At 71.2% G+C, this 23768-nt stretch carries 27 protein-coding genes; 8 read left to right on the forward strand and 19 right to left on the reverse strand.

Annotated features, from left to right (window positions below; genetic code table 11):
• The first annotated feature begins 18 nt into the window (after positions 1-18).
• A complete protein-coding gene (locus B5D60_RS01500) occupies positions 19-2139 on the forward strand; it encodes an MMPL family transporter (protein WP_078698506.1) in 2121 nt (706 codons plus the stop codon).
• Positions 2140-2403: 264 nt separating this feature from the next.
• Here B5D60_RS01500 and B5D60_RS01505 read toward each other — a convergent pair whose 3' ends face one another.
• Positions 2404-2586, reverse strand: a complete 183-nt coding sequence (locus B5D60_RS01505) for a hypothetical protein (RefSeq protein ID WP_078698507.1) — start codon at positions 2584-2586, stop codon at positions 2404-2406.
• A 165-nt stretch (positions 2587-2751) separates the two neighbouring features.
• Between B5D60_RS01505 and B5D60_RS01510 the strand changes: the two genes are divergently transcribed.
• A complete protein-coding gene (locus B5D60_RS01510) occupies positions 2752-3075 on the forward strand; it encodes a hypothetical protein (RefSeq protein ID WP_153302828.1) in 324 nt (107 codons plus the stop codon).
• 196 nt (positions 3076-3271) lie between these two features.
• Here B5D60_RS01510 and B5D60_RS01515 read toward each other — a convergent pair whose 3' ends face one another.
• On the reverse strand, positions 3272-3652 hold the full coding sequence (locus tag B5D60_RS01515) for a hypothetical protein (protein WP_153302829.1): 381 nt from the start codon (positions 3650-3652) through the stop codon (positions 3272-3274).
• Between the two features lie 111 nt (positions 3653-3763).
• On the opposite strand from B5D60_RS01515, the gene B5D60_RS01520 reads away from it, so the two are divergent.
• The 3 genes from B5D60_RS01520 (at position 3764) to B5D60_RS01530 (ending at position 5180) form a co-directional block, all read left to right on the forward strand.
• The gene (locus B5D60_RS01520; protein WP_078698510.1) at positions 3764-3997 is read left to right on the forward strand and encodes a hypothetical protein; all 234 of its coding nucleotides are present in this window, start codon (positions 3764-3766) and stop codon (positions 3995-3997) included.
• Positions 3998-4045: 48 nt separating this feature from the next.
• On the forward strand, positions 4046-4627 hold the full coding sequence (locus tag B5D60_RS01525; protein ID WP_078698511.1) for a dihydrofolate reductase family protein: 582 nt from the start codon (positions 4046-4048) through the stop codon (positions 4625-4627).
• Positions 4628-4793: 166 nt separating this feature from the next.
• Positions 4794-5180, forward strand: a complete 387-nt coding sequence (locus tag B5D60_RS01530; RefSeq protein WP_153302830.1) for a hypothetical protein — start codon at positions 4794-4796, stop codon at positions 5178-5180.
• Positions 5181-5223: 43 nt separating this feature from the next.
• Here B5D60_RS01530 and B5D60_RS01535 read toward each other — a convergent pair whose 3' ends face one another.
• The 7 genes from B5D60_RS01535 to gatC all read right to left on the reverse strand — a co-directional run bounded on the left by B5D60_RS01535 (position 5224) and on the right by gatC (position 10103).
• Entirely contained in the window at positions 5224-5484 is a 261-nt protein-coding gene (locus B5D60_RS01535) for a Txe/YoeB family addiction module toxin (RefSeq protein WP_078698513.1), read from the reverse strand.
• Positions 5481-5732, reverse strand: coding sequence for a type II toxin-antitoxin system Phd/YefM family antitoxin (locus B5D60_RS01540; protein ID WP_078698514.1), 252 nt, complete (start codon positions 5730-5732; stop codon positions 5481-5483). Before B5D60_RS01540 ends, B5D60_RS01535 begins: the two co-directional genes overlap by 4 nt.
• A 72-nt stretch (positions 5733-5804) precedes the next feature.
• Positions 5805-6287 (reverse strand): pyridoxamine 5'-phosphate oxidase family protein, encoded by a 483-nt coding sequence (locus B5D60_RS01545; RefSeq protein ID WP_078698515.1) that lies wholly within the window; start codon positions 6285-6287, stop codon positions 5805-5807.
• A 55-nt stretch (positions 6288-6342) separates the two neighbouring features.
• Positions 6343-6633, reverse strand: a complete 291-nt coding sequence (locus tag B5D60_RS01550; protein WP_078698516.1) for a DUF1540 domain-containing protein — start codon at positions 6631-6633, stop codon at positions 6343-6345.
• 166 nt (positions 6634-6799) lie between these two features.
• Positions 6800-8302 (reverse strand): Asp-tRNA(Asn)/Glu-tRNA(Gln) amidotransferase subunit GatB, encoded by a 1503-nt coding sequence (gatB, locus tag B5D60_RS01555; protein WP_078698517.1) that lies wholly within the window; start codon positions 8300-8302, stop codon positions 6800-6802.
• Complete coding sequence (gene gatA / locus B5D60_RS01560) at positions 8299-9804, reverse strand: Asp-tRNA(Asn)/Glu-tRNA(Gln) amidotransferase subunit GatA (protein ID WP_078698518.1); 1506 nt, start codon at positions 9802-9804, stop codon at positions 8299-8301. Before gatA ends, gatB begins: the two co-directional genes overlap by 4 nt.
• Positions 9801-10103, reverse strand: coding sequence for an Asp-tRNA(Asn)/Glu-tRNA(Gln) amidotransferase subunit GatC (gene gatC, locus B5D60_RS01565; RefSeq protein ID WP_078698519.1), 303 nt, complete (start codon positions 10101-10103; stop codon positions 9801-9803). Before gatC ends, gatA begins: the two co-directional genes overlap by 4 nt.
• Positions 10104-10169: 66 nt before the next feature.
• On the opposite strand from gatC, the gene B5D60_RS01570 reads away from it, so the two are divergent.
• Entirely contained in the window at positions 10170-10883 is a 714-nt protein-coding gene (locus tag B5D60_RS01570) for a cutinase family protein (protein WP_172806224.1), read from the forward strand.
• Between the two features lie 82 nt (positions 10884-10965).
• Here the strand turns inward: B5D60_RS01570 and ligA are convergent, their stop codons facing one another.
• Complete coding sequence (ligA, locus tag B5D60_RS01575) at positions 10966-13257, reverse strand: NAD-dependent DNA ligase LigA (protein WP_078698521.1); 2292 nt, start codon at positions 13255-13257, stop codon at positions 10966-10968.
• 95 nt (positions 13258-13352) lie between these two features.
• Here ligA and B5D60_RS01580 point away from each other — a divergent pair, with 95 nt between their 5' ends.
• A complete protein-coding gene (locus B5D60_RS01580) occupies positions 13353-14354 on the forward strand; it encodes a DNA topoisomerase IB (RefSeq protein ID WP_078698522.1) in 1002 nt (333 codons plus the stop codon).
• 138 nt (positions 14355-14492) lie between these two features.
• Here B5D60_RS01580 and B5D60_RS01585 read toward each other — a convergent pair whose 3' ends face one another.
• Entirely contained in the window at positions 14493-15425 is a 933-nt protein-coding gene (locus B5D60_RS01585) for a uroporphyrinogen decarboxylase/cobalamine-independent methonine synthase family protein (protein ID WP_153303088.1), read from the reverse strand.
• Between the two features lie 41 nt (positions 15426-15466).
• Between B5D60_RS01585 and B5D60_RS01590 the strand changes: the two genes are divergently transcribed.
• Positions 15467-15997 (forward strand): GNAT family N-acetyltransferase, encoded by a 531-nt coding sequence (locus B5D60_RS01590; RefSeq protein WP_078698524.1) that lies wholly within the window; start codon positions 15467-15469, stop codon positions 15995-15997.
• Here B5D60_RS01590 and B5D60_RS01595 read toward each other — a convergent pair.
• The 8 genes from B5D60_RS01595 to B5D60_RS01630 all read right to left on the reverse strand — a co-directional run bounded on the left by B5D60_RS01595 (position 15985) and on the right by B5D60_RS01630 (position 23764).
• Positions 15985-17049 (reverse strand): NAD(P)-binding domain-containing protein, encoded by a 1065-nt coding sequence (locus tag B5D60_RS01595; RefSeq protein ID WP_231948941.1) that lies wholly within the window; start codon positions 17047-17049, stop codon positions 15985-15987. The genes B5D60_RS01590 and B5D60_RS01595 overlap by 13 nt on opposite strands.
• A gap of 37 nt (positions 17050-17086) precedes the next feature.
• Positions 17087-18184, reverse strand: a complete 1098-nt coding sequence (gene mnmA, locus B5D60_RS01600; protein ID WP_078698525.1) for a tRNA 2-thiouridine(34) synthase MnmA — start codon at positions 18182-18184, stop codon at positions 17087-17089.
• Positions 18181-19389, reverse strand: a complete 1209-nt coding sequence (locus B5D60_RS01605) for a cysteine desulfurase family protein (RefSeq protein ID WP_078698526.1) — start codon at positions 19387-19389, stop codon at positions 18181-18183. Before B5D60_RS01605 ends, mnmA begins: the two co-directional genes overlap by 4 nt.
• 292 nt (positions 19390-19681) lie before the next feature.
• Complete coding sequence (locus B5D60_RS01610; RefSeq protein WP_078698527.1) at positions 19682-22333, reverse strand: BTAD domain-containing putative transcriptional regulator; 2652 nt, start codon at positions 22331-22333, stop codon at positions 19682-19684.
• A gap of 19 nt (positions 22334-22352) precedes the next feature.
• Positions 22353-22757 (reverse strand): Tad domain-containing protein, encoded by a 405-nt coding sequence (locus tag B5D60_RS01615; protein ID WP_078698528.1) that lies wholly within the window; start codon positions 22755-22757, stop codon positions 22353-22355.
• Positions 22754-23170: a TadE/TadG family type IV pilus assembly protein gene (locus tag B5D60_RS01620; RefSeq protein WP_231948942.1), complete on the reverse strand. Its 417-nt coding sequence runs from the start codon at positions 23168-23170 to the stop codon at positions 22754-22756. The genes B5D60_RS01615 and B5D60_RS01620 overlap by 4 nt, the downstream gene beginning before the upstream one ends.
• Positions 23167-23556 carry a TadE/TadG family type IV pilus assembly protein gene (locus tag B5D60_RS01625; RefSeq protein WP_078698529.1) on the reverse strand — a complete coding sequence of 130 codons (390 nt, stop codon included), beginning with the start codon at positions 23554-23556 and terminating at the stop codon, positions 23167-23169. Before B5D60_RS01625 ends, B5D60_RS01620 begins: the two co-directional genes overlap by 4 nt.
• Before the next feature lie 4 nt (positions 23557-23560).
• Entirely contained in the window at positions 23561-23764 is a 204-nt protein-coding gene (locus B5D60_RS01630; protein ID WP_078698530.1) for a Flp family type IVb pilin, read from the reverse strand.
• Positions 23765-23768: the final 4 nt, after the last annotated feature.

A 23768-nucleotide genomic window follows, 5' to 3' on the forward strand; every position in this document is an offset into this window, starting at 1 on the left:
CCGGGCCAGCGTGGAGGCATGTCGAATCTCCTCTACCGGCTCGGCCGGTCCGCTGCCACCCGACCCTGGATCGCCATCGGCGCCTGGGTCGTTCTCGCAGTCGTCGTCGTCACCTCCTCGGTCGCCTTCGGGCGCGATCTCGAGGAGAGCTTCGAGGCGCCCGGCCTCGACTCCCACCAGGCCTCGGAGCTGCTCGCCAAGGCCCAGTCCGACGAGGGCGGAGTCACCGCCCACGTCGTCCTCGAGGCCCAGGACGCTGCGGCGCAGCTGCCGCCGGTGGAGGCCACTCTCGAGGCACTCCCGCACGTGGTCGGGGCGAGCAGCGACGTCTCGCCGGACGGCACCGTCGCACTCGTGCGCGTGCAGTACCCCGCGATCGAGCACCTCGACGCCTCCGACCTGGAGAACCTCAAGGACGCCGTCGCCGACCTGCGTGCCGAGTCGTCGTTGACGCTGGAGGCCGGAGGCGACCTGTTCTTCGCGTTCGAGGAGGCACCCACCGGGCTCGGCGAGGTCGCGGGGATCGCCGTCGCGATGATCGTCCTGCTGATCGCCTTCGGCTCCTTCGTCGCGATGGGGCTGCCGATCGGGATGGCGCTGTTCGGCCTGGTCATCGGCGCCACCTCGATGAAGCTGGTGACATACCTGATCGACATCCCGGCCTGGGCGCCACAGCTCGCGGCCATGGTCGGGCTCGGCGTCGGCATCGACTACGCGCTCTTCATGGTCACCCGGCACCGCGAGAACCTGGCCCTGGGGATGCCGGTCGCCGAGGCGGTCGGCCGAGCCTTGGCCACAGCAGGGCAGGCGGTGATCTTCGCGGGCGGCACGGTCGTCGTGGCGATCCTCGGGCTGCTCGTCGCGGGGATCCCCTTCGTGACCGGCGGTGGCATCGCCATCTCCGCGATGGTGCTGGTGATGGTGCTCGCCTCGGTCACCCTGCTGCCGGCTCTTCTCGGGCTGGCGGGACACCGGATCAACGGACGCCGGCGCAGGCCCCACCGGCCGAGCACCGGCTGGTACCGGTGGGGCGCTCACGTGACCCGCAACGCCACGGCGTACCTCGTCGGAGGAGCCGTACTCATGATCGCCTTGGCCACACCCGTCCTCGCGCTCAACCTGGGCTTCCCCGACGACGGGACCAAGCCCGAGTCGAGGACCGAACGCCGCGCCTACGACCTGATCGCCGACGGGTTCGGCCCCGGCGCCAACGGGCCGCTGGTGATCGCCGTCGACATCTCCGAGGATGGGTCCGTCGTGGCGCCGCTGGCCACCGCGATGGCGGCCGACCCCGGCATCGCCTCGGTCGGCGAGCCGACCATCGACACCACCGCGGGCGTGGCGACCCTGGTGGCGCAGCCGACCACGTCGCCCCAGGACGAAGCCACCCAGGAGACCGTCGCGAGGCTCCGCAGCGAGGTCTTCCCGACCGTGCTCGACGGCAGCGCGGCGACCGCCCATGTCGGCGGCCAGACCGCCACCTTCGCCGACCTCGGTGAACGCGTGCAGGAGCGGATGCCGCGCTTCGTGGTGGCCGTGCTGGTGCTGTCGTTCCTCCTGCTCACGGTGTTGTTCCGGTCGGTGCTGGTGCCGCTCAAGGCGGTCCTGCTGAATCTGTTGAGCGTCGGCGCGGCCTACGGCGTGCTCGTCATGGTCTTCCAGTGGGGCTGGGCGGCCGGCCTGATCGGGGTGGAGTCGACGGTGCCGATCGTGTCGTTCATCCCGCTGTTCATGTTCGCGATCCTGTTCGGCCTCTCCATGGACTACGAGGTGTTCCTGCTGTCCCGGGTTCGCGAGGAGTACCGCCGCCACGGCGACAACACCCGCGCGGTGATCGCGGGGATCGCCGGGACCGGGCGCACCATCACCGCAGCCGCGCTGATCATGGTGGCGGTCTTCTCGGGCTTCGTGCTCGGCAGTGACCCGGTCGTGAAGATGATGGGAGTGGGACTGGCCACGGCGATCTTCCTCGACGCGACCGTCGTGCGCCTGGTGCTCGTCCCCGCCACCATGAAGCTCCTCGGCGACGCGAACTGGTGGCTGCCGGGGTGGCTGGATCGGCTGCTGCCGGAGCTGGACCACGCGTGGGAGGAGACGCCGGTGGAGGAAGCGGCGGACCTCCCGCGTCAGCTTTCCTAGGCCTGTCGTGTCCAGGCTGCGCCTCCGAGACGTGCGAGGGCTCAGCCTGGACGACGCCCGGAAAACGAGGAGCACAAGATCGATGTCGAAGCACTCCGCGGGGGCGGTAGCCGACGCGCTTGGTCCGCCGACCGGAGGTCAGACTTCCGGTGAAGGTCCGGAAGTGTGATCTGCCCACGCTGTCTCGGCCTCTTCCAGGCTCATCTCCTCGACTTGGGAGACGGGGAGGCGGACCACGTAGACGATGGTTGGAGGTGGTGTCGCTCAGTCCTCGTCGTCAGCCCACGCATACTCAGTGGCGATGTTCAGGAGCCCGAATCCCGTCACCACCAGCGTCACCGTGAACGCAATGCTGGCGAGGGGGCTCCCCGTTCGCTCCGACGCGACAAATGAGATGAGCATGACGGGAATCGTGAGCACACACAGTGTCTTGAGTGCGATCCTCATACGGGACAGTTTCGCAGCCAGCTGGGTGCGGTGTCCTTCGCTCCACCCGGAAAGACGCGTGCATTCTGAGCCGGCTCTGCGAGGCGGTGACTGCATTCCGCCGCGTTCCGGCCATGTTCGCAGATTCCAGCAAGTGGATCCTCGTACATCAACATACTGATGCTCATGGGACAGCAGGAGATCAACGAAGCGATGGTTGCTGCCAACGCTGCGGATGAGAAGGTCCGCCAACTGTTGGACAAGCTGAGTGTCATCGAGGACAGCTCGGATGACTACGAGTCCGAGGCCGCGTGGCGTGCCGCGCTCGACGCTATCGAATTCGAGAGCGCCAATGCCCAGGATGAGCGGGACGAAGCTGAGCGGGTTTTCCAAGCCGAGATCGCTGAAAATCTCGGCAGCGACGGCGACTCCCGCGGCACGTCCTATTGCTGCGGGATGATGTACGACCGCGGTGAGGACACGTGCCGGAGTTGTGGCGAGCCGCTTTAGTCGCAGGGAACATCCGGGAACGCGGAACGTAACGAATTGACCGGTAGGTACAGGGCCGGGCGCCGAGATTGGTGTCGGCGGGTCTGGCCGGGCCTGTTGATTGCAGGACAATCGGGCGTGACGACGCGGACTGGGGCAGCCGGTATTGGAGCATTTCACCGCGAGCGAGACAGGGAGTATGCCGATCTCAATCGTGTCAGCACCCGACATAGATGATGCCGAGAACCTCGTGGCGGAAGGTCCACGTCTCCCATCCAGTCCGGTCGGACCTGATTTCGAGGGTTCCATCGGAAAGCCTGAACGAACAATCCCCGGCAAACACCGGATCGGAGAATTCGGCCCCGAGTAGATGAACTCCGCACAAGTTCCAGACGGTGTCCTCGGCTCCGGCTTGACTCCAGTCCGTCTCAAGCACGCCCTCACGAATCCACATCCATTCGCCGACTACCGCGAGCGACCAGCGCTCCCCGATCAACACCAAGGTCCCGTTATTGAACTCGACCGCCTGGATCCGGAGCGGCACCAGAGTTCTCAACGCGTCCGTTAAGGAGGTGCCATTTGCCACGAGTGAAATCATGCCTGACCCGATTCGGTCTGCTCTGGGAACGCGTCCTACCGCCGCGAATGACTCGAGGAGTTCGTCCGCGTTCCTCGAGATTTTAGGGCCCACCTGCGGGACTATTCGGAGGTGACCTCGAAATTCGCCGCGGTCAAGCAGGCCGGGTCGGTCGTGCTTGGCCTCGCGCTCGGGACGACGTCACTCATCGTCATCACCGCAGGGATCGTCTCGTTCATCCGTGATCCCGGAGAAGCCATGCTGCCGGCCTGCCTGGCGGTGGCGGCTTTCGCCGTGATTTCTTGGTTCCGTCGACAGCAGGAGCGGCGCGACCCAGGTGCCGCCTCACTCCGCGTCGATGACTGAGCATTCGGATCGCACTAGTTTGGGATTTGCCAAGCAGAGGAGAGCACCGTGGGCCAGGTCGTGATGTACAGCTCGGTCTCGGTGGACGGCTTCATCGCCGACGAGAACGATGAGCCCGGTCCCCTGTTCGACTGGTTGACCAGCGGTGACGTCCCGCTGGACGACAGCGGATTCCTCAAGGTGTCGCAGGCGTCCCACGACTACATCCGGCCCTACTGGGACGAGATCGGAGTGACGATCGCCGGCCGCCACGTCTTCGACCTGACGGACGGCTGGGAAGGGACGCCCCCGAGCGGCATCGAGCACGTGGTCGTCGTGACGCACCGACCGCCGCCCGAGGGCTGGGACTCCAGCGCGCCGTTCCACTTCGTCGACGGGGTCGAGGCAGCGGTGGCCAAGGCTCAGGAGCTCGCGGGTGACCGCTGGGTCGAGGTCGCCTCGGGCGACGTCGGTGGCCAGGTGCTCGCCGCGGGCCTCGTTGACGAGGTCCGCATGGACGTCGTGCCCGTGGTGCTCGGGTCCGGCAAGCGCTACTTCGGCTCGGTCGACGCGCAGCACCTGTTGGAGGACCCGGACGCGGTGATCCAGGGTGACCGCGTGCTCCACCTGCGCTACCGGGTGCGCCGGTGATCGACCCGAGCAGCCCCGGTGAGCCGTGCTGAAGTTCTGGAACCTCATTCGTCCAGGGAACGACCGGCCCACCCGCACGGCCATCGCCTTCGGCCTCGCGTTCGCCCTTCTGATCGGACTCGCCAGCTACTGGGAGTTCAGACAGTCGGATGACGGCACTCGAGAGATGGCCACTGTCATCGCTCGCCGCGAAGTCGGACCGAGCACCTGTTCAAACGGCAGCCGTGGGCTGGGTGGGGACCCGAGATGGGACGTCTCGTGGAAGTCGGAGAACCCGCCCCGTGGGCTGCCCACCGAGTTCCTCGAGGAGGGCACGTGCAACTGGAACAAGGTCGGCGAGCGGGTCGAGGTCATCAGAGTGACCAAGAACGGTCGGACGAAGGTGTACCAAGACGTCATCCACGCCGGCCGCGAGTCGCTCGAGTTGGCGGCGTGGATGTTCGCCATCGTCACCGTCTTCGGTGTGCCCCTCGCCTGGCTCCAGTTCGGGCTCACGCGGTGGTGGCGTCGCCTCCGGGCCGAGACGCGCACGGAGAACCCACGATCCGTCTGATCGACCGAACTCCGCCGAGAACGCCCCTCTCAGACGGCGCTCGTCAGTCGGTGTAGTGGTATCGACAGGCGGCGATCCGCACATCGTCGCCGTCGACCTTGTAGACGAGTCGGTGTTCGTCGGTGATGCGCCGCGACCAGTAGCCCTGGAACCCGTGCTTGAGCGGCTCTGGCTTCCCGATCCCCTCGTTGCCGTTCCGTTCGACATCGCGGATCAGCAGATTGATCCGCTTCAGGACCTTGCGGTCCTGTTGCTGCCACCAGAGGTAGTCGTCCCAAGCCGTCGAGCTGAAGACGACGCTCAATCGAGCAGCTCCTGCTTCGCACCACGTCCGGCCTCAAGTTCCTCGATGGAACTCAAGAGGCGACGCGCGTTCGCCGGGCTACGCAGCAGGTAAGCCGTCTCCTTGAGGGACTCGTAGTCGTCGAGCGAGACGATCACCGCCGGCTCGTGGCCGGCACGAGTGATGACGACCTCCTCGCGATCGTCCACGACGGAGTCGAGCACTTCGGCGTAGCGTCGGCGCGACTCGCTGTACGACATGGTCTTCATGACGACACCTCCCTCAGGTACAGAAAATTGTACGCCAAGGGGCGGAGGGAACCAAGAGTCTGTTCAGAACCCCTAGAGCCTGATCGTGTCGTTGTCGCCGAGGTCGGGCTGGGAGTCGGTGACGAGGCCCTTCACGAACTGGACGGCCGCGGCGACCTTGCCCGGGGACTCCCAGTACTCCGCCGTGGTGGCGTCGATGCGCAGGGCGATGTTGTCCTCGTCCTCGGGGCCGCCGGACATGAAGGCGCCGGCGGAGGCGTCCCACAGGTCCTCGACCTTGCCGCGGTTCTGCTCCACATGGGCGGTGCCGCTGAGCGACACCCAGCCGGCGTCGCTCGCATAGGCCACGTTCACGCGGGGGTCGGCCTCGAGCGCTCGCACCTTCTCGCTGCTGCGCTCGGTGAGGAACCACGTGGTCCCGGGGTGCTCGAAGTCCTGCGTGCCCATCGGGGTGGACACGAGGGCGCCCTCCTGCGAGACGTAGGTCAGCACGGCGATCCGGGTGTCGCGCATGATCGCCGTGACGGTCTGGGTCTGGTCGTCATGAGTGGTCATGCCTCGACCCTTGCACCCGCACCGGGTCGCCGCCTCCCGAGCGGGAAGCGGTCGCTCAGGCCACCTGGTAGGTCAGGCAGTCCGCCACGTCGGCGCCCGGGCCGACGCGGATCGAGTCCGCGTGACACTCCAGCGCGTCGTTGTGGGTGCAGTCGGTCCGGTGGCACGCGCCGACCATCGCGGTCGCGGTGGGCAGGCCACCGGAGACGCTGATGTCGATGAACGTGCCGCAGCCGGCCTCGGCACCGGTGATGTTGATCGCTCCGGCGTGGCACTCGTGATCGGCGTTGTACGAGCAGCCTTCGACGGCGCAGTCGTGGACGGGTGGCAGTTCCTGGACGGTCATGGTCGCCTCCAACAGTGGTCCTGCCTCGACGGTACGACGATGCCCCTGTGGTGAGGGAAGACTCAGAACGGCGTGGTCTCGATACGCCTCTCGCTGCGCTCGCGAGCTACTCGACCACCGGCACCTGAGCTGCTCGACCACCGGAACGGTGGCCGAGCAGCTCAGGTCAGGAGAGCTTCTCGAGGATCAGCTCGCGGACGCGGCCGGCGTCGGCCTGGCCGCGCATCTCCTTCATGACGAAGCCGATCAGCGCACCGGCGGCGGCCTGCTTGCCGTCGCGGATCTTCTGCGCCGCGTCGGGGTCGTTGGCGATGGCGCGGTCGACCGCGTCGCCGAGCGCACCGTCGTCGGACACGACCTCGAGGCCGCGGGCGACGACGACCTGCTCGGGCTCACCCTCGCCGGCCAGCACGCCCTCGAACACCTGGCGGGCCAGCTTGTCGTTGATCCGCTTGGCGTCGATGAGGCCCTGGATCTGCGCGACCTGGGTGGGCGTGATCGCCAGCGCGGTGACGTCGGTGCCGCGCTCGTTGGCGGTGCGGGCCAGCTCGCCCAGCCACCACTTGCGCGCGGCCTGCGGCGTGGCGCCGGCCGCGATGGTCTCGGCGACGAGGTCGAGCGCGCCGGCACCCACCGTGTCGCGCATGTCGAGGTCGCTGAAGTCCCACTCGGCCTGGAGGCGCTTGCGGCGCTCGGCGGGCGGCTCGGGCAGCGTGCCGCGGAGCTCGTCGACCCACGCGCGGTCGGGCGCCACGGGGGCCAGGTCAGGCTCGGGGAAGTAGCGGTAGTCGTCCGCGTCCGACTTCTCGCGGCCGGCCGACGTGGAGCCGTCGGACTCGTGGAAGTGACGCGTCTCCTGCACGACCGATCCCCCGGCGTCGAGGATGCCCGCGTGACGGCCGATCTCGTAACGGACCGCGCGCTCGACCGAGCGGAACGAGTTGACGTTCTTGGTCTCCGAGCGAATGCCGAGGGTGTCGCTGTCGAGCGGCTTCAGGGACAGGTTGACGTCGGCGCGCAGCGAGCCCTGGTCCATCCGGGCGTCGGAGACGTCGAGCGCCACCATCAGGTCGCGGAGGTAGTTGACGTACGCGCGGGCGACCGCCGGGGCCTTGTCGCCGGGGACCTCGATCGTCTTGGTGACGACCTCGATCAGCGGGATGCCGGCGCGGTTGTAGTCCAGCAGCGAGTACTCGGCGCCGTGGATCCGGCCGGTGCTGCCGCCGACATGCAGCGACTTGCCCGTGTCCTCCTCCATGTGCGCGCGCTCGACCTCGATGCGGTACGTCTCGCCGTCGACGTCCAGGTCGACGTAGCCCTCGAACGCGATGGGCTCGTCGTACTGCGACGTCTGGAAGTTCTTCGGCATGTCCGGGTAGAAGTAGTTCTTCCGCGCGAAGCGGCACCACTCGGCGATCTCGCAGTTCAGCGCGAGACCGATCCGGATCGCGGACTCCACGGCCTTGGCGTTCACGACCGGCAGCGCGCCGGGCAGGCCCAGGCACACGGGGCAGATCTGGGTGTTCGGCTCGGCGCCGAACTCGGTGGAGCAGCCGCAGAACATCTTCGACGCGGTGTTGAGCTCGACGTGGACCTCGAGGCCCATCACCGGCTGGTAGCGGCTGAGCGCCTCGTCGAACGGGACGAGCTTCGTGGCGGTGGTGCTCATCGGGCGACCTCCAACTCGGGGGCGAGTGCGGCGAAGGGGCTGCCGTCGCGCTCGGCGACGAACCGCTCCAGAGCGGCACCGGCGTTGTACAGGCGGTCGTCGGCCATGGCGGGCGCCAGGAACTGCAGGCCCACCGGGAGGCCCTCGGACAGGCCGATCGGCAGCGAGATGCCGGGCACGCCGGCGAGGTTGGCCGGGATCGTGGCGATGTCCTGCGCGTACATGGCCAGCGGGTCGTCGAGCTTCTCCCCCAGCGGCCACGCGACGGCCGGCGAGGTGGGCGAGGCGAGCACGTCGACCTGCTCGAACGCGGCCTCGAAGTCGCGCGCGATGAGCGTGCGGACCTTCTGGGCCGAGCCGTAGTACGCGTCGTAGTAGCCGCTGGAGAGGGCGTAGGTGCCCAGGATGATGCGGCGCTTGACCTCGTCACCGAAGCCCGCGTCGCGCGAGGCGGCCATGACCTGCTCGGCGCTGGGGCTGTCGACGCCCGGGGGCGCGACCCGCAGGCCGTACCGCATGGCATCGAACTTGGCGAGGTTGCTGCTGACCTCGCTCGGCATCACGAGGTAGTAGGCGGCGAGGCCGTGCGCGAAGCTCGGGCACGAGACCTCGACGATCTCGGCGCCGGCCTTCGCCAGCATCTCGATCGACTCCTCGAAGCGCTGGCGCACGCCGGGCTGGAAGCCCTCGCCGCCGAGCTCGCGGATGACTCCGACGCGCAGGCCGGCGACGTCGGCGCGACGCGCCGCCTCCACGACCGGCGGCACCGGGACGTCGAGGCTGGTGGAGTCGCGCGGGTCGTGACCGGCCATGACCTCGTGCAGGAGCGCTGCGTCGAGAACGGTGCGGGTGACGGGGCCGGCCTGGTCGAGGCTGCTGGCCATCGCCACCAGCCCGTAGCGCGAGACGCCGCCGTAGGTGGGCTTCACACCCACGGTGCCGGTGACGGCGCCGGGCTGGCGGATCGATCCGCCGGTGTCGGTGCCCACAGCGAGCGGCGCCTCGAACGCGGCCACCGCGGCCGCGGAGCCGCCGCCGGAACCACCGGGGATCCGGTTCGTGTCCCACGGATTGCGGGTGGGGCCGTACGCGGAGTGCTCGGTGGAGGAGCCCATCGCGAACTCGTCCATGTTGGTCTTGCCCAGGATCGGCAGGCCCGCGGCCTTCAGGCGCGACACGACCGTGGCGTCGTACGGCGGGACCCAGCCCTCGAGCATCTTCGAGCCGCACGTGGTGGGCAGCCCGGTGGTGGTCAGGACGTCCTTGACGGCGATCGGCACGCCGGCGAGGTCGTGCACGGACTCCCCCGCCTCGCGGCGACGGTCGACGTCGGCGGCCGTGGCGAGAGCGCCCTCGGCGTCGACGTGCAGGTAGGCGTGGATCTCACCGTCGACCGCGGCGATGCGGTCGAGGTGCTGCTGCGTGACCTCGACGGAGGTCACCGTTCCGGCGGCGAGCGCCGCGGCGAGATCGGCCGCGGTCGAACGGGTCAGGTCGCTCATGCTTCTCCGAGGATCTTGGGGACGAGGAAGCGCTGCTCCTCGCTGGCGGGGGCTCCGGCGAGGGCTGCGTCGGGCGTCAGGCTCGGCGCGACCTCGTCGGGGCGGAAGACATTGGTCACCGGCACGGGGTGGCTCATCGCGGGGACATCGTCGCCGGCGGCCTGCTGGACCACCTGGACGTAGTCGAGGATCGCGGGCAGCTCGGCACCCAGTCGATCGAGTTCGGAGCCGGACAGTTCGATCCGCGCGAGGCTCGCCAGATGGGCGACATCGTCGCGGGAGATCTCGGGTGACGACATGGATTTCATCCTAGTCGGGCGGCCAGTCGCGCCCCGCGCCGGTCGCGATGGACGAGGATGGCGGCCATGCTCGGCAGGACGGTGGTGCTCGCGGTGGCCATCGTCGCGCTCGCCGGCTGTCACGGGGCACCTTCGGGAACCCCTGCCGAGGCCGAGCCGTCCGGGTGCCCGGCCGTCGAGATCGTGGGCATCCGAGGTCAGGGCCAGTCCTTGAAGGCCAACGACGGGCTCGGCACCGAGGTCTCGCGGATCTCCGGTGCCCTCGCCGATGACCTCGGGTCCCTCGGCACGGTGCGGACGACGGCGATCCGGCACGCGAGCCGCCTCGGGAGCTGGGACCAGTACCTCGAGGACGTCCGCGACGGGCGTGAGCGGCTCCATGACGAGGTGCGGTCGATCGTCTCCGACTGCCCGGAGACGCGGATCGCGGTGATCGGCTTCAGTCAGGGATCGCAGATCGCCCGGGAGGAGCTGGCGGCGGACCCACGCCTCGCCCGACACGTCGACGTGCTCGTACTGGTGGGCAGTCCGCTGCGTGACCCGTCCTCCGCGGTGGAGCCCGTGTCGTTGCCCGGTGGCGTACCGCCGGGCGCCGGCCGCCTGGGGCCGGGGCCTGACCTCGGCGAGCTGGCCGAGCGGACCGTGGAGGCCTGCATCACCGGCGATGCCGTGTGCGCGGCAGGCAGCTCGCCCGACGACACGATCCACCGGCACGCCTACGAGGAGCCCGACGTCGCGCGAGCGATCGCGGCCGCCGCGGCGACTGCTCTGGCCGAGTGACGCGGGCCAACGAAGACGCTGGCGGTGACGTTCGCGGGGTCTCCACCGGCGTGTCGACCCCGCGAACGTCACTGCCAGCGCTTCAGGTCAGGGCCTCGGGGCCGCCCTCCAGCAGCTTCTTGAACTGGTCCTCGTTGAGGATCGTCAGCCCCAGCTCCTCGGCCTTGGCGGCCTTCGAGCCGGCGTTCTCGCCCACGACGACGAAGTCGGTCTTCTTGCTGACCGAGCCGGAGGCCTTGCCGCCGGCGGCGATGATCGCCTCCTTGACCGAGTCGCGGGTGAAGTCCTCGAGCCCGCCGGTGACCACCACCGTGAGTCCGTCCAGCACTCCCCCGGCCGTCGAGGCCGCGCCCGGGCCGGGATGGTCGGGGATCGCGAAGCGGACGCCCGCGGCCTGCCACTGGTCGACGATCTCGCGGTGCCAGTCGACCTCGAACCACTCGATGACCGAGTCGGCGATGATCCCGCCGACGCCCTCGACCGCCGCCAGCTCCTCGCGCGACGCGGCGCGGACGGCGTCGATCGAGCCGAAGTACTGAGCCAGGGCCCGCGCGGCCACCGGGCCCACGTGACGGATGTTGAGGGAGACGAGCTGGCGCCACAGGTCCTTCGTCTTGGCCTTCTCGAGCTCGTCGAGCAGGACCTGGGCCTGCTTGGACGCGTCGCCCGTCTTGACCCGGAACGGGGTGCGGACGACGGGCTGCCCGGTCTTCTCGTCGAGCTTGGCCTCGCCGGTCTCGGCGTCGCGCACGGTGACCTCGATCGGCACGAGCTGCTCGAGCGTGAGGGAGAACAGGCCGGCCTCGGAGTCGAGCGGCGCACCCGTGCCCTGCGTGAGCGCGGCGGCGGTGACCTCGCCCAGCGCCTCGATGTCGAGGGCGCCGCGCGAGCCGACGTGCTCGACCCGGCCGCGCACCTGGGCGGGACACGTGCGCGCGTTCGGGCAGCGCAGGTCCTTGTCGCCCTCCTTCATCGCGCGCAGGGGCGTGCCGCACTCGGGGCAGCCCTCGGGCATGACGAACGCGCGCTCGCTTCCGTCGCGGCGCTCGACCACGGGGCCGAGGACCTCGGGGATCACGTCGCCGGCCTTGCGCAGCACGACCGTGTCGCCGATCAGGACGCCCTTGGCCTTGACGACGTCCTGGTTGTGCAGGGTGGCCTGGCGCACGACGCTGCCGGCCACGCGGACGGGCTCCATCTGGGCGTAGGGCGTGGCCCGGCCCGTGCGGCCGACCGACACCACGATGTCGAGCAGCGTCGTCTGGACCTCCTCGGGCGGGTACTTGTAGGCGATCGCCCAGCGCGGCGCGCGGCTGGTCTCGCCCAGCTCGGGGTGCAGCGCCAGCTCGTCGACCTTGACCACCAGGCCGTCGATCTCGTGCTGGAGCGAGTGCCGCTGGCCGCCCAGCTCGGCCACGCGCTCGAGCACGTCGTCGACGTCGTCGAGGACGCGCGTGTTCGGGCTGGTGGGAAGGCCCCACCCCTGCAGCAGGTCGTAGACCTCGCTCTGGGCCGAGACCGGCGGACGCTCCCACGCACCGATGCCGTGGACGTAGAGGTTCAGCACGGCGATCCGCTCGTTGCCGGCCTCCAGCTCGAGCCCGGACTTCTTGTCGAGCTGCTGGCGCAGGCCGCCGCTGGCGGCGTTGCGCGGGTTGGCGAAGGCCGGGAAGCGCCGGGCCGCGCTGGCGGTGGCGCGCTCCTCGGCGACTCCGCGGGCGGTGGACTCGGCCACGGCCCGCTCGCGCAGCTCGGCCTGGAAGGCGTTGAGCCGCTCGAACTCCTCGATGCCGATGAAGACCTCCCCACGGACCTCGACGAGCGGCGGATGGCCGTCGCCCGCGAGCCGCTCGGGGATCCCGGCGACCTTGAGGGCGTTGACCGTGACGTCCTCGCCCACGCGTCCGTCGCCGCGCGTGGCGGCCGAGACCAGCACGCCGTCCTCGTAGCGCAGGTTGAGCGCGAGCCCGTCGATCTTGGCCTCGGTGAGCCATCGGACCGGGCGCCCGGCGGCCCGCTGCGTCTTGGCGCACCACTCGCGCAGCTCCTCGGGCGAGAAGACGTTGTCGAGGCTCAGCATCCGCTCGGCGTGCTGGATCGGCGGCAGGGCCGTGGCACCGGTGGCGGCACCGACGACGAGGGTGGGCGAGTCCTGGCCCTGGAGCTCGGGATGGAGCCGCTCGAGCTCCTCGAGGCGGTGCATCCAGCCGTCGTACGTGGCGTCGTCGACCAACGAGGTGTCCTGGCCGTAATAGGCATCCCGCGCGCGCTCGATCTGCTCGACGAGCTCAGCCGCCTCGGCGCGGGCGGCCTCGGGCCCGGGATCGTCGTCGGGCACTGCAGTTCCGGGTGCTGTTCCGGGTGTTTCCGCCATGGCGACGAGCCTAGTGCGACCCTCCGACAGCGCCACGCAGGTGCGCCGCACGGCGTCGAGTTGCCCCGCGCGCCCACCGATTTAGGGTGCGGAGCATGAGACTTCGCCGCGTGACGACCCGCACCCGGGGCTGGACCCGGCGCCGCGCGGGGCGCGGGTGGACCTACCTGGACGAGCTCGGCGGCACCATCACCGGCGAGGAGCGCGAGCGCATCGAGGCCCTCGTGATCCCTCCGGCGTGGAAGGACGTCTGGATCAGCCCGTGGGCGAACGGCCACCTGCAGGCCACCGGCGTCGACGAGGCCGGCCGGACCCAGTACCTCTACCACCCCGACTGGGTGCGCCGGAGGAACCTCGAGAAGTTCGACCGCATCAGCCAGATCGCCCACGAGCTGCCGAGGCTCCGCCAGCTGGTCGCCGACCACATCACCGCACGGGACGGCTCACGCGAGCACGCCGCGGCGGTCGCGGTGCGCATGCTCGACTCGGGCTCGTTCCGCGTCGGGAACGACGTCTACGCCAAGCAGGGCAGCTTCGGCCTGACCACCCTCGAACGGCGCCACGTGCGCACCAAGGGCGACACGCTGGTCTTCACCTTCGTCGGCAAGTCCGGAGTGGAGCACAGCGTGGTCCTCGACGACGAGCCGGTCGTGGACGCGGTGAACCGCATGCGGCGGCGACGCGGTGGTGGTCCGCGGCTGCTGGAGTACCTGGCCAACCGCTCGCGGTTCCCCCTCGACTCCTCCGACGTCAACACCTACCTGCGCGAGCAGACGGGCCTGGAGATCAGCGCGAAGGACCTGCGGACGTGGGCCGCCACGGTGCTCGCGGCCGAGGTGCTGGCCCTCTCGGACGAGCCCGGTGACACCAAGGCCTCGCGGGCGCGGGCGGTGCGCGCCGCGATGACCGAGGTCTCGCTGGCCCTGGGCAACACGCCCACCGTGGTGCGCAGCTCCTACGTCGACCCGCGGCTCATCAGCCTCTACGAGTCGGGCACCGTGATACCGCGCCAGTCGTTCGAGAGCGAGATCGACGCCCTCGAGCGCCGCAACGCGATCGAGCGCGAGACGCTGCGGCTGCTGCGCGACGTCGATTGATCACTGATCTCGATACACCGTCTCGCTGCGCTCGCCGGCACTCGATCACCGGCAGCCGGGAGCTCTCCGCCATACGGCTCGATCACCGGGCCGTCGGTGATCGAGTAGCAGGGCGAGGAACGAGCCCGCGTATCGAGATCAGCCGAAGGAGCGGGCGGCGGTGGCGGCCTGCTCGAGGGCGCGGCGGGCGTCGGCCGGAGAGCGGCCGGCGAGGCCGCACGCCGGGGTCACCGCGGCGCGGCCGGCGAACGACTCGGGCGCGAAGCCGAGGCGGCTCATGAACTCCTCGATCCGGGCGGCACCCTCGCCGCCGAACCACAGGTCGGTGCCGGCCTCGAAGACCTGCGCCCAGACGTCGGAGGGCTCGGCGAGCGAGAGGTCGAACGCGATCGCCTCGAACCCGGCGCCGGCCAGGAGCGACACCGGCACGTCGGGCGCGCACGTGTGCACGACGGGTCGGGCCCCCGCGTCGCGGATGGCGTCGACGACCGGCCGCAACAGGGCGTCGGCCCCGGGCGCGTCGATGGAGCGGTGACGGCCGAAGCCGCTCGCCGTGGGGATGCTGCCGGCCAGGACGGCCGTGATCGCGGGCTCGTCCACCTGCACGACGAGGTCACCGGTGAAGCGGCGCCGCAGCTCGGCGAGGTGCTCCCCCACCGCCGCGCCCAACGCCTCGGCGAGCTCGCGCCGCGCGCCGTGGTCGGAGACGACCTTGTCCCCACGCGGACGCTCCACGGTGGCGGCGAGGGTCAGCGGGCCGGTCAGCTGCTGCTTGAGGGTCACGGTCTGCCCGGCGAGCAGCTCCTCCAGGACGTCGAGGTCCTGACGCAGGGCCGAACGGGCCCGGCGCTGGTCCATGCCCTCGCCCGGAGCGAGGCGCCAGCCCGCCGGCTGCAGGTCGATCGGCAGCGGCAGGACGCCGAGGGTGCGGCCGAGCATCGCCGAGGGCGCACCGCGGTCGGGCAGCTCCGGGACGAAGACGATGCCGTCGGCGCCGAACGTCTCGATGACGTACCTGGCGACCGGGGAGAACTCGTCGCCCGGCATCGATCCGATCCCCGTGGCGCGCATGCCCACGATCATCCCCCACCACCTGGTGTGAGAATCATCCGGTGACCGTTCGACCCGCCACGAGCACCGACGTGCCCGCCCTCGCGGACCTCGCCGCCCGCACGTTCCCCCTCGCCTGCCCGCCCGGCATGCCCGAGGAGAGCATGGCGGCCTTCGTCGCCGAGCACCTGTCGCCCGAGCGGTTCGAGGAGTACCTCGCCGCGGAGCAGGCCGAGGTCCTCGTTGCGGAGGACGACGCGAGCACCCTGACCGGCTACACGCTCACGTTCTCGCGCGAGCCCTACGACGAGCACCTCGCCGCCATCGTGCGGCAGCGCCCGACCATCGAGCTCAGCAAGTGCTACGCCGACCCAGCCGCCCACGGCACGGGGGTCGCGACCCACCTCATGGAGGCCGTCGTCGAGGCCGCCCGCGCGGCGGGCGCCGCGAGCGTCTGGCTCGGAGTGAACGGCCGCAACGCCCGCGCCCAGCGGTTCTACGCCAAGCACGGCTTCGAAGTCGTCGGCGAGCGGCGCTTCGTCGTGGGCGGGCACACCGAGGACGACCTGGTCCTCGAGCGTCAGCTGGCCTGAGCCCCGGCCTGCTCCAGCCGGCGGGCCACCGCACGCGCGGCCACCCGACCCGCTCGGTTCGCGCCGATCGTGGACGCCGACGGGCCGTACCCGACGAGCTGGACGCGCGGGTCCGCCACCGCCGTGGTCGAGGTCGACGTCGTGTCGCCGAGCCGGATCCCGCCGAGGGGTGAGCGCAGCCCGAGCGGGGCGAGGTGCTCGACGTCGGGGCGGAATCCGGTGGCCCACAGGATCACGTCCACCCGCTCGAACGTCCCGTCGGCCCAGCGCACCCCGTCGCGCTCGATCCGGCTGAACATCGGCCGTCGCTCGTAGGCACCCAGCCGGGCCGCCTCCTGCTCCTGCGGGCGCAGCATGAGACCGGTGACGCTGACGACGCTGCGCGGCGGCAGGCCTTGCCGCACCCGCTCCTCGACCAGCGCCACGGCCTCGCGGCCCGCGTCCTGGTCGAACTCGTCGGTGCGCCACACCGGCTCGCGGCGGGTGACCCACAGCGTGTCGGTGAGGGGCCGAAGCATGCCGAGGAACTGCACTGCCGACGCTCCCCCGCCGACGACGAGGACCCGCCGCCCGCGGAAGCGCTCGACGTCGCCGAAGTCCACGGTGTGCAGCTGCTCGCCGGCGAAGACCTCGCGCCCCGCGTAGTACGGCACGAACGGGCGCCGCCACGTGCCGGTCGCGTTGACGAGCGTGCGGGCGTGCCACGTCCGGCCGTCCTCGGCCTCGATCCGCAGCGCCTCGCCCTCGTCGTGCACCGCTCGCACCACCACGGGGCGGACGACGGGCAGGTCGTGCCGCGTCTCGTAGTCGGTGAAGTAGTCCGGGACGAACGTGTTGGCCGCCTCGGGCCCGTGGGTGGCGGGCAGCGGCGCGTCGGGGAGGTCGGCGACACCGTGCACGTCGGACATCGTCAGGGCATCCCAGCGGTGCTGCCACGCGCCGCCCGGCCGCGTGTTCGCGTCGAGGACGAGGTGCCGCACGCCCAGCCGGTGGAGGTGGAACGAGGTCGACAGACCGGCCTGGCCGGCTCCGATGACGATGCTGTCCCACACGCCCGGTTCAACGCACCCGGAGCCGCGCGGATTCCCCTCAGGCGGCGACGGAGCGGCTGGTGCGCGCGATCGTGGCCGAGCCGACGACGCGCGTGCCTTCGTAGATCACGCAGGCCTGACCCGGGGCGATGCCCGTGGCGGGGTCGGCCAGCTCGACGCGGACGACGTCGCCGTCCACGGTGACCGTGGCCCGGTGCTCGTCGCCGTGGGCACGCAGCTGCACCGTGCACGCGAGTGGACCGACGGGCGGCTCGTCGCACCACAGCGGCTTGATCCCCTCGATCGCGTCGATCGCGAGGTGCTCGCGCGGACCCACCGTGACGGTGCCCGACACGGGCTCGATGTCGAGCACGAAGCGAGGCTTGCCGTCGGCTGCCGGGACGCCGAGCCGCAGCCCCTTGCGCTGCCCGATCGTGAACGCGTAGGCGCCGTCGTGCGCGCCGACCTCGGCACCCGTCTCGTCCACGATGGGGCCGGGCCGCGGACCGAGCTTGTCGGCCAGCCAGCCGGCGTTGTCGCCGTCGGCGATGAAGCAGATGTCGTGGCTGTCGGGCTTGTTGGCCACCTGCAGCCCGCGCCGGGCGGCCTCCTCGCGCACGAGGGTCTTCGGGTCGTCGCCGAGCGGGAAGACCGAGCGGGCCAGCTGGTCCTGTGTGAGGACGCCGAGGACGTAGGACTGGTCCTTGCCGTGGTCGACCGCGCGGTGCAGCTCCACGACCTCGCCGGCGGTGCCCTCGGAGGTCACGAGGCGCGCGTAGTGGCCGGTGACCACGCCGTCGAACCCCAGCGCGACCGCGCGCTCGAGCACCGCGGCGAACTTGATCTTCTCGTTGCAGCGCAGGCAGGGGTTGGGCGTGCGGCCGGCGGTGTACTCGGCGATGAAGTCGTCCACGACCTCGTCGGCGAACTCGTCGCTCATGTCCCACACGAAGAACGGGATCCCGATCACGTCGGCGGCACGGCGGGCGTCGCCGGCGTCCTCGATCGAGCAGCAGCCGCGGGCCCCGGAGCGGTACGACTTCGGGTTGCGGCTCAGCGCCAGGTGCACGCCGGTGACGTCGTGGCCCGCGTCGACGGCGCGTGCTGCCGCCACGGCGGAGTCGACGCCGCCGGACATCGCGGCGATGAGCCTCATCGGGTACGACTCCGGACGAGTCCGGCGGTGCGGGCCCGCTCGTGCACGGCCGGCAGCACCTCGATCAGGCGATCGACGTCGGCCTCGGTGGAGGTGTGCCCGAGGCTGAAGCGCAGCGAGCCGCGCGCGGCGGCGTCGTCGAAGCCCATGGCGAGCAGCACGTGGCTGGGCTGCGGCACACCGGCCTGGCACGCCGAGCCGGTGGAGACCTCGATGCCCTGCGCGTCGAGCAGCATCAGGAGGGCGTCTCCCTCGCAGCCGGGGAACGTCACGTGCGCGATGTTCGGCAGGCGGTGGGCGGCCCCGGGCAGCGGGTCGCCGTTGACGACGGCCTCGGGCACGACGCGGACGATGCCCTCGACGAGCCGCGTGCGCAGTGCCTCGATGCGGCCCGTGTTCTCGGCCTGGCGCTGCACCGTGAGCTCGAGCGCGGTGGCGAACCCGGCGATGAGGGCCACGCCCACGGTGCCCGAGCGCAGGTCGCGCTCCTGGCCACCGCCGTGGAGCAGCGGCGTGGCCTCGACCTCGCGCCGGATCACCAGCGCGCCGACGCCCACGGGGCCGCCGAGCTTGTGGGCCGTGACGGTCATGGCGTCGAGGTCCGTGGCGGCGAAGTCGAGCGGCAGGTAGCCCGCGGCCTGGACGGCGTCGGAGTGCACCGGGATGCCGTGCCGGCGGGCGATCTCGACGACCTCGGCGACGGGCTGGATCGTGCCCATCTCGTTGTTCGCCCACATCGTGGTGATCGCCGTGACGTCCTCGGGGCTCGACTCGATGGACTCGCGCAGCGCGTCGATCCTCACGCGGCCCTGGCGGTCGACGGGCGTGACGTCGATGCGGGCACCCTCGTGCGCGGCGAGCCACGTGACGGGGTCGAGCAGGGCGTGGTGCTCGATCGAGCTGAACACGACGCGGTCGCGGCGCGGGTCGGCCGAGCGGCGCGACCAGTACAGCCCCTTGATCGCGAGGTTGTTGGCCTCGGTGCCGCCGGAGCAGAACACGACCTCGCTGGGCCGGGCGCCCAGGCGCTCGGCGATCGACTCGCGCGACTCCTCCACCACGCGACGGGCCCGGCGGCCGGCCTCGTGCAGGCTCGACGGGTTGCCCGTGCGCTGCAGCTCGTCGTGCATCACCTCGACGGCCTCGGGCCACATCGTGGTGGTGGCCGCGTGGTCGAGGTAGACGCGATCGGGGGTCGTGGTCATCGTCTCCAGCGTAATGGGGCCGCACGAGAGCCGCCGCGGGCCGTCACCCACCTGATCTCGATATGCCGTTCGCTGCGCTCACGAGCCACTCGATCACCGAGACCGCCCGCACCGAGCCACTCGATCACCGAGACCGCCCGCACCGAGCCACTCGATCACCGAGACCGCCCGCACGAGCTACTCGATCACCTAGTCCGCCCGCACGAGGTACTCGATCACCGAGACCGGTGGTCGAGTACCTCGGCGAGGAACGAGCCGGGTGTATCGAGACCACACCGTCGCCGGGTCGCGGTCAGGAGACCTGCGACCCGCCCTGGGGCAGCAGCTCGTCGACGAGCGTGGCCGTGGTGGGATCCATCGGCTCGCCGTCGAGCGCGACCAGCAGCTGCTCGACCGCGGCGGCGACGCCGGTGGTGCCGCCGGTCTCGTGGCGGGCGCGCAGGATGATCCTCCACGCCTCCTCGTGCGTCGGGTAGATCCGCAGGATGGCGCCGGCCGCAGCCGCCGAGCCGGCCGGGTCGCGGCCGTCCTGCAGCAGGGTCGACAGGCGCAGCGCCGCGTCGATGACAAGCTCGCCGACGGTGCGCGACAGTCCGAGCGTGGCCGACCAGGCGTAGCGGCCTCGCGGGGCGTCCTCGAACGCCTGACCCCGCACGAGCTTGAGCGCCCGGCGCAGCAGGTCGATCTCGTCACGCGGGAACTCGGCCCGGCGGCTCGCGATCACCAGGTGGCGGAAGGCGTCCCAGTCGCACACGACGTCGGGGCCCAGGGACAGCCGGCCGTCGAGGCTCTCGCGCAGGCGGTGGTGCCCCTCACGGTCGGAGCCGAGCCACACGCGGGCGCGCTCGATGTTGGCGTCGCGCACCTCGGGCGTGACGCCCAGCGGCCACACGGCGCCGGCCAGCACGGTCGGGTGGACGCCCTCGGGATGCAGCGCCAGGAAGGCGACGATCTCGGTGAGCACCGTGGCGCGTCGCTCGGCCTGCTCCCCCGGGCCGTCGACGATGACGGGGCCGAGGATGCCGACCCGGCTGGTGGCCGTGAGCCACGCGGCGTCGTCGGCGTCGCGACGCGGCAGGGAGATCGCGACGCGATCGCTGTCGTCGCCGGGACGCGTGGTGAGCCCTGCCGACGCGAACAGCGCGGCCACGGACTCGGCGTGGTGCGAGCCGATGCGGTTGGCGGTGACGGCCAGGCCGAGCTGCGGGACGTGCAGCGTGCCGTGCTCGTCGACGTGGAGGCGCCAGCGTGCGGCATCGTGGTCGCCCACCGCGATCGCGGCGGTGCCGGGGTTGGCACCCGCGACGCCGGCGAGGCGCTCGAGGGCGAAGCCCGGCGAGGAGGTGCCGACGGCGAGCAGCGTCAGTGCGTCATCGCGACGGCGTCCGGTGAGGACGTCGTCGGCGCGGGAGGCCTCGAGCGCGGACGCCGCGGTCTCGACGTCGGGGACCAGCGTGACCCGCTCGGCGACCGACGCGACCGCGGCCGGCAGGCCGGTGGCCAGGACCCGGACGGAACGCGACCACGGGCTGACCGCGGCCTGCAGGACGAGGGACGTGATCACCTCGGCGCTGACGTGCAGGTCGCCACCCACGGTGATGAGGCCGCCGGACGACGCGAGGTCGACGAGGACGTCGCGGCCCTCGGTGTCGACGCCGAGGCTGACCAGCGACGGGTAGGCGGGCTCGACGTCCTCGGGCGCCTCGAGGGTGGCGAGGTCGTCGGCGAGTCGCCAGATGGCCCCGTCCTCGAGCGCCTCCCAGCCCTCGACCGCCTCGGGGACGGCGGGAGCGAGGTGCAGCTCGACGTCGTCGTGGCCGACGACCGCGGCGTAGGCCGACGGGACGTCGACGCCCGCACGCGCGCAGGCGTGGGTGAGGTGACGCAGCGCGGTCTCCAGCGACGCGGCCCGCTCGTGGTCGGCGGCCAGGCGCAGGTCGGCCTCGGTCTCGCGAGCAGCCTCGTCGGGCTCGCCACCGGGCCGGCGCCGACGCGCCACGGCGAGCGCGGCGAGCAGTCCGCTGGCCAGGAGGCCTGCGCCCATCCACCACGCCGTGGACTCGGGAGCCTGGGCGGTGGAGTCGGACTCCACTCCCCCGGCGCCGGAGGCGCTGCTGCCGCCGCCGCCCTGCGAGCCCGCGGGGGCCGGGGTGGCGGGGGCCTGCTCGACCGGCATCCGGTCGACACCGACGGCGTCGGCGGGCATGGCCAGCTGCCAGCCGGGCTGGATCAGCCGAGCGAGCTCGAGCTTGCGGCCGTCGAGCTGGACCTTGTCCTTGTTGAGCTCGTAGATCTCCTTGTAGCGGAAGCCGTCGCCCAGGTGGCGTTCGGCGATGTCCCAGAGGTTGTCGTGGTACCCGTCCTTGGGCGCCTTCACGGTGTAGACGAGCTCGCCCTCGAGCCGGTTCTCGATCTTGTCGGCGACCGTGGGCTTCTCCTCCGGGGCCGGCGTCACGGCCTCGACCACGGCGGTGGCGACCGCCCCGGTCTGCGGCGCGATGTCGGACTCGGACGGGCCCGAGGCGTTCGCCGCCGGGCCGGCCACCAGGCCGGTCACCAGCAGGCCTCCGATGAGGGCACGGGCCAGGTGCTGCAGGGGCCCGGCGAACGGCACCGTGCGGGCCAGTCCACCGCGGCGGGTGGCGATGACCTCGAGGACGACGCAGACGACGAAGACGAGCCAGATCAGCCACACGATGCCGACGAGCACCGACACGAGGTCCTCGGGACTCAGCTGGCGGGCGAGGTCACGCAGGCTCGGCAGCTCGGTGGGGATCGGGGGCGCACCGCCGAGCAGCAGCAGGGCGACGGGGAGGCCGACGAGCAGCGCCACCAGGGCGAGCGCCGAGCCGGCCCGCGCGGCTGCCGAGGAGGACTCCTCCGCCGGCGCGGGCGCGAGCGACTCGAACCGGCTCGCGTCCGGGGTGGTCGTGGGATCAGTCATGGGTGGCTCCTCGTCGAGGTCATGAGGTGGCGGCCGTCGCGGTGGCTCGCGCCGTGACCGGGTATTCGTTGATGCCGATGAGCTTCAGGAACGTGGTCTCGCTGGTGTCGCGCACCTCGATCGCGACCGTGTTGGCGTTGACCGTGATGGAGAACTGGGCGGCGGGATAGCCCCGCGCGCTGAGGAAGTCCTGCGCGTACAGGCGGGCCAGTCCGGGGTCGACCGCGAGTGCCCCACCGCCGCGCAGCTGGTCGACGTTCACCGCGTTGGCTCCCGCACGCGCCGCCTGCTCGGCGTCGTCGGCCACGCGCATCCGGGCGTTGATGCCCATGCCGCCGTCGACCACCAGGCCGGCGCACAGCATCAGCACGAGCGACATGCTCAGCACGAAGATGGTGGCTCCGCCACGCTCTCGCCTGCTCATCCGAACCTCCGGTAGCGGTCGATGGGGGCACTGCTGCTGGCCTCGAAGTCGTCGCTGCCGCCGAGGCCGATGAATCCCAGTCCGTCGTTCGAGACGCGGCACCGCACCGACACCTCGACGACGCCGCCGGCCTCGAACGAGCCGGTGATGTCGGACACCACGCACTCGGAGAACCGGTCGTCCACGTCGCTGGCGTTGGCCGCGGCGTAGGCCGCCGAGAACGCCTCGGACTGGCTGCGCTCGAACGAGGCGGCCCGGGCGGCGTCGCGCGCCGCCGACTCGATGTCGGCGCGGACGGCCACGTAGCGGCCGCCGGCCAGCACGAGCATGAGGAACATGACGAGGATCGGCACCATCAGCACGACCTCGACGGACATCGAGCCACGCTCGCGCTCTCGCAGCCCCCGGGTCACGGCGCGTCCTCCTCGAACTCTTCGATCCGGCCCCGCGCGACTTCCTCCACCCGCGGCGACCCGATGAAGGGCAGCAGCTGGTTGGCCCGGCCCGAGACGGTGGCCCGCATGAAGTCGCCGTCGCGAACGACCGTGACCTGAGGACTGCGCAGGACGCCCTGCCCGAGGGTCTGGGCCGAGGAGATGCCCTTCGCGCGGCCCTGCGCGGGGTCGCCGGTGACGCGCGCGACGCGCGAGGCCTCGCGGGCCGACGCGCTCGCCGACTGCTTGGCCAGGTAGGTCAGCGCGAACTGGATCGTGATGATCATCGCGATCATGAGCAGGGGCGTGTAGAGGACCAGCTCGATCGCGCTGGCCCCCCGCTCGTCCCGTGCCCGAGAACGCATCAGATCAGGGGTTCTGGATGTTGTTGCCGATTTCGTTGGCCTCGCCCTGGAGTGCCTGGGTGAGGATGACGCCGATGATGCCGCAGACCGTGACGAGCACGGCGGCGATGACGACCCATTCGACGGCGGACGCGCCCTCTTCGCGACGCGCCTTGTCCAGGCGGCCACCGAGCATCGTGACGAGGTAACCGAGTGCGGGGTTCAACATGTGC

The sequence above is a fragment of the Aeromicrobium choanae genome, assembly GCF_900167475.1.
Classification (GTDB): Bacteria; Actinomycetota; Actinomycetes; order Propionibacteriales; family Nocardioidaceae; genus Aeromicrobium; species Aeromicrobium choanae.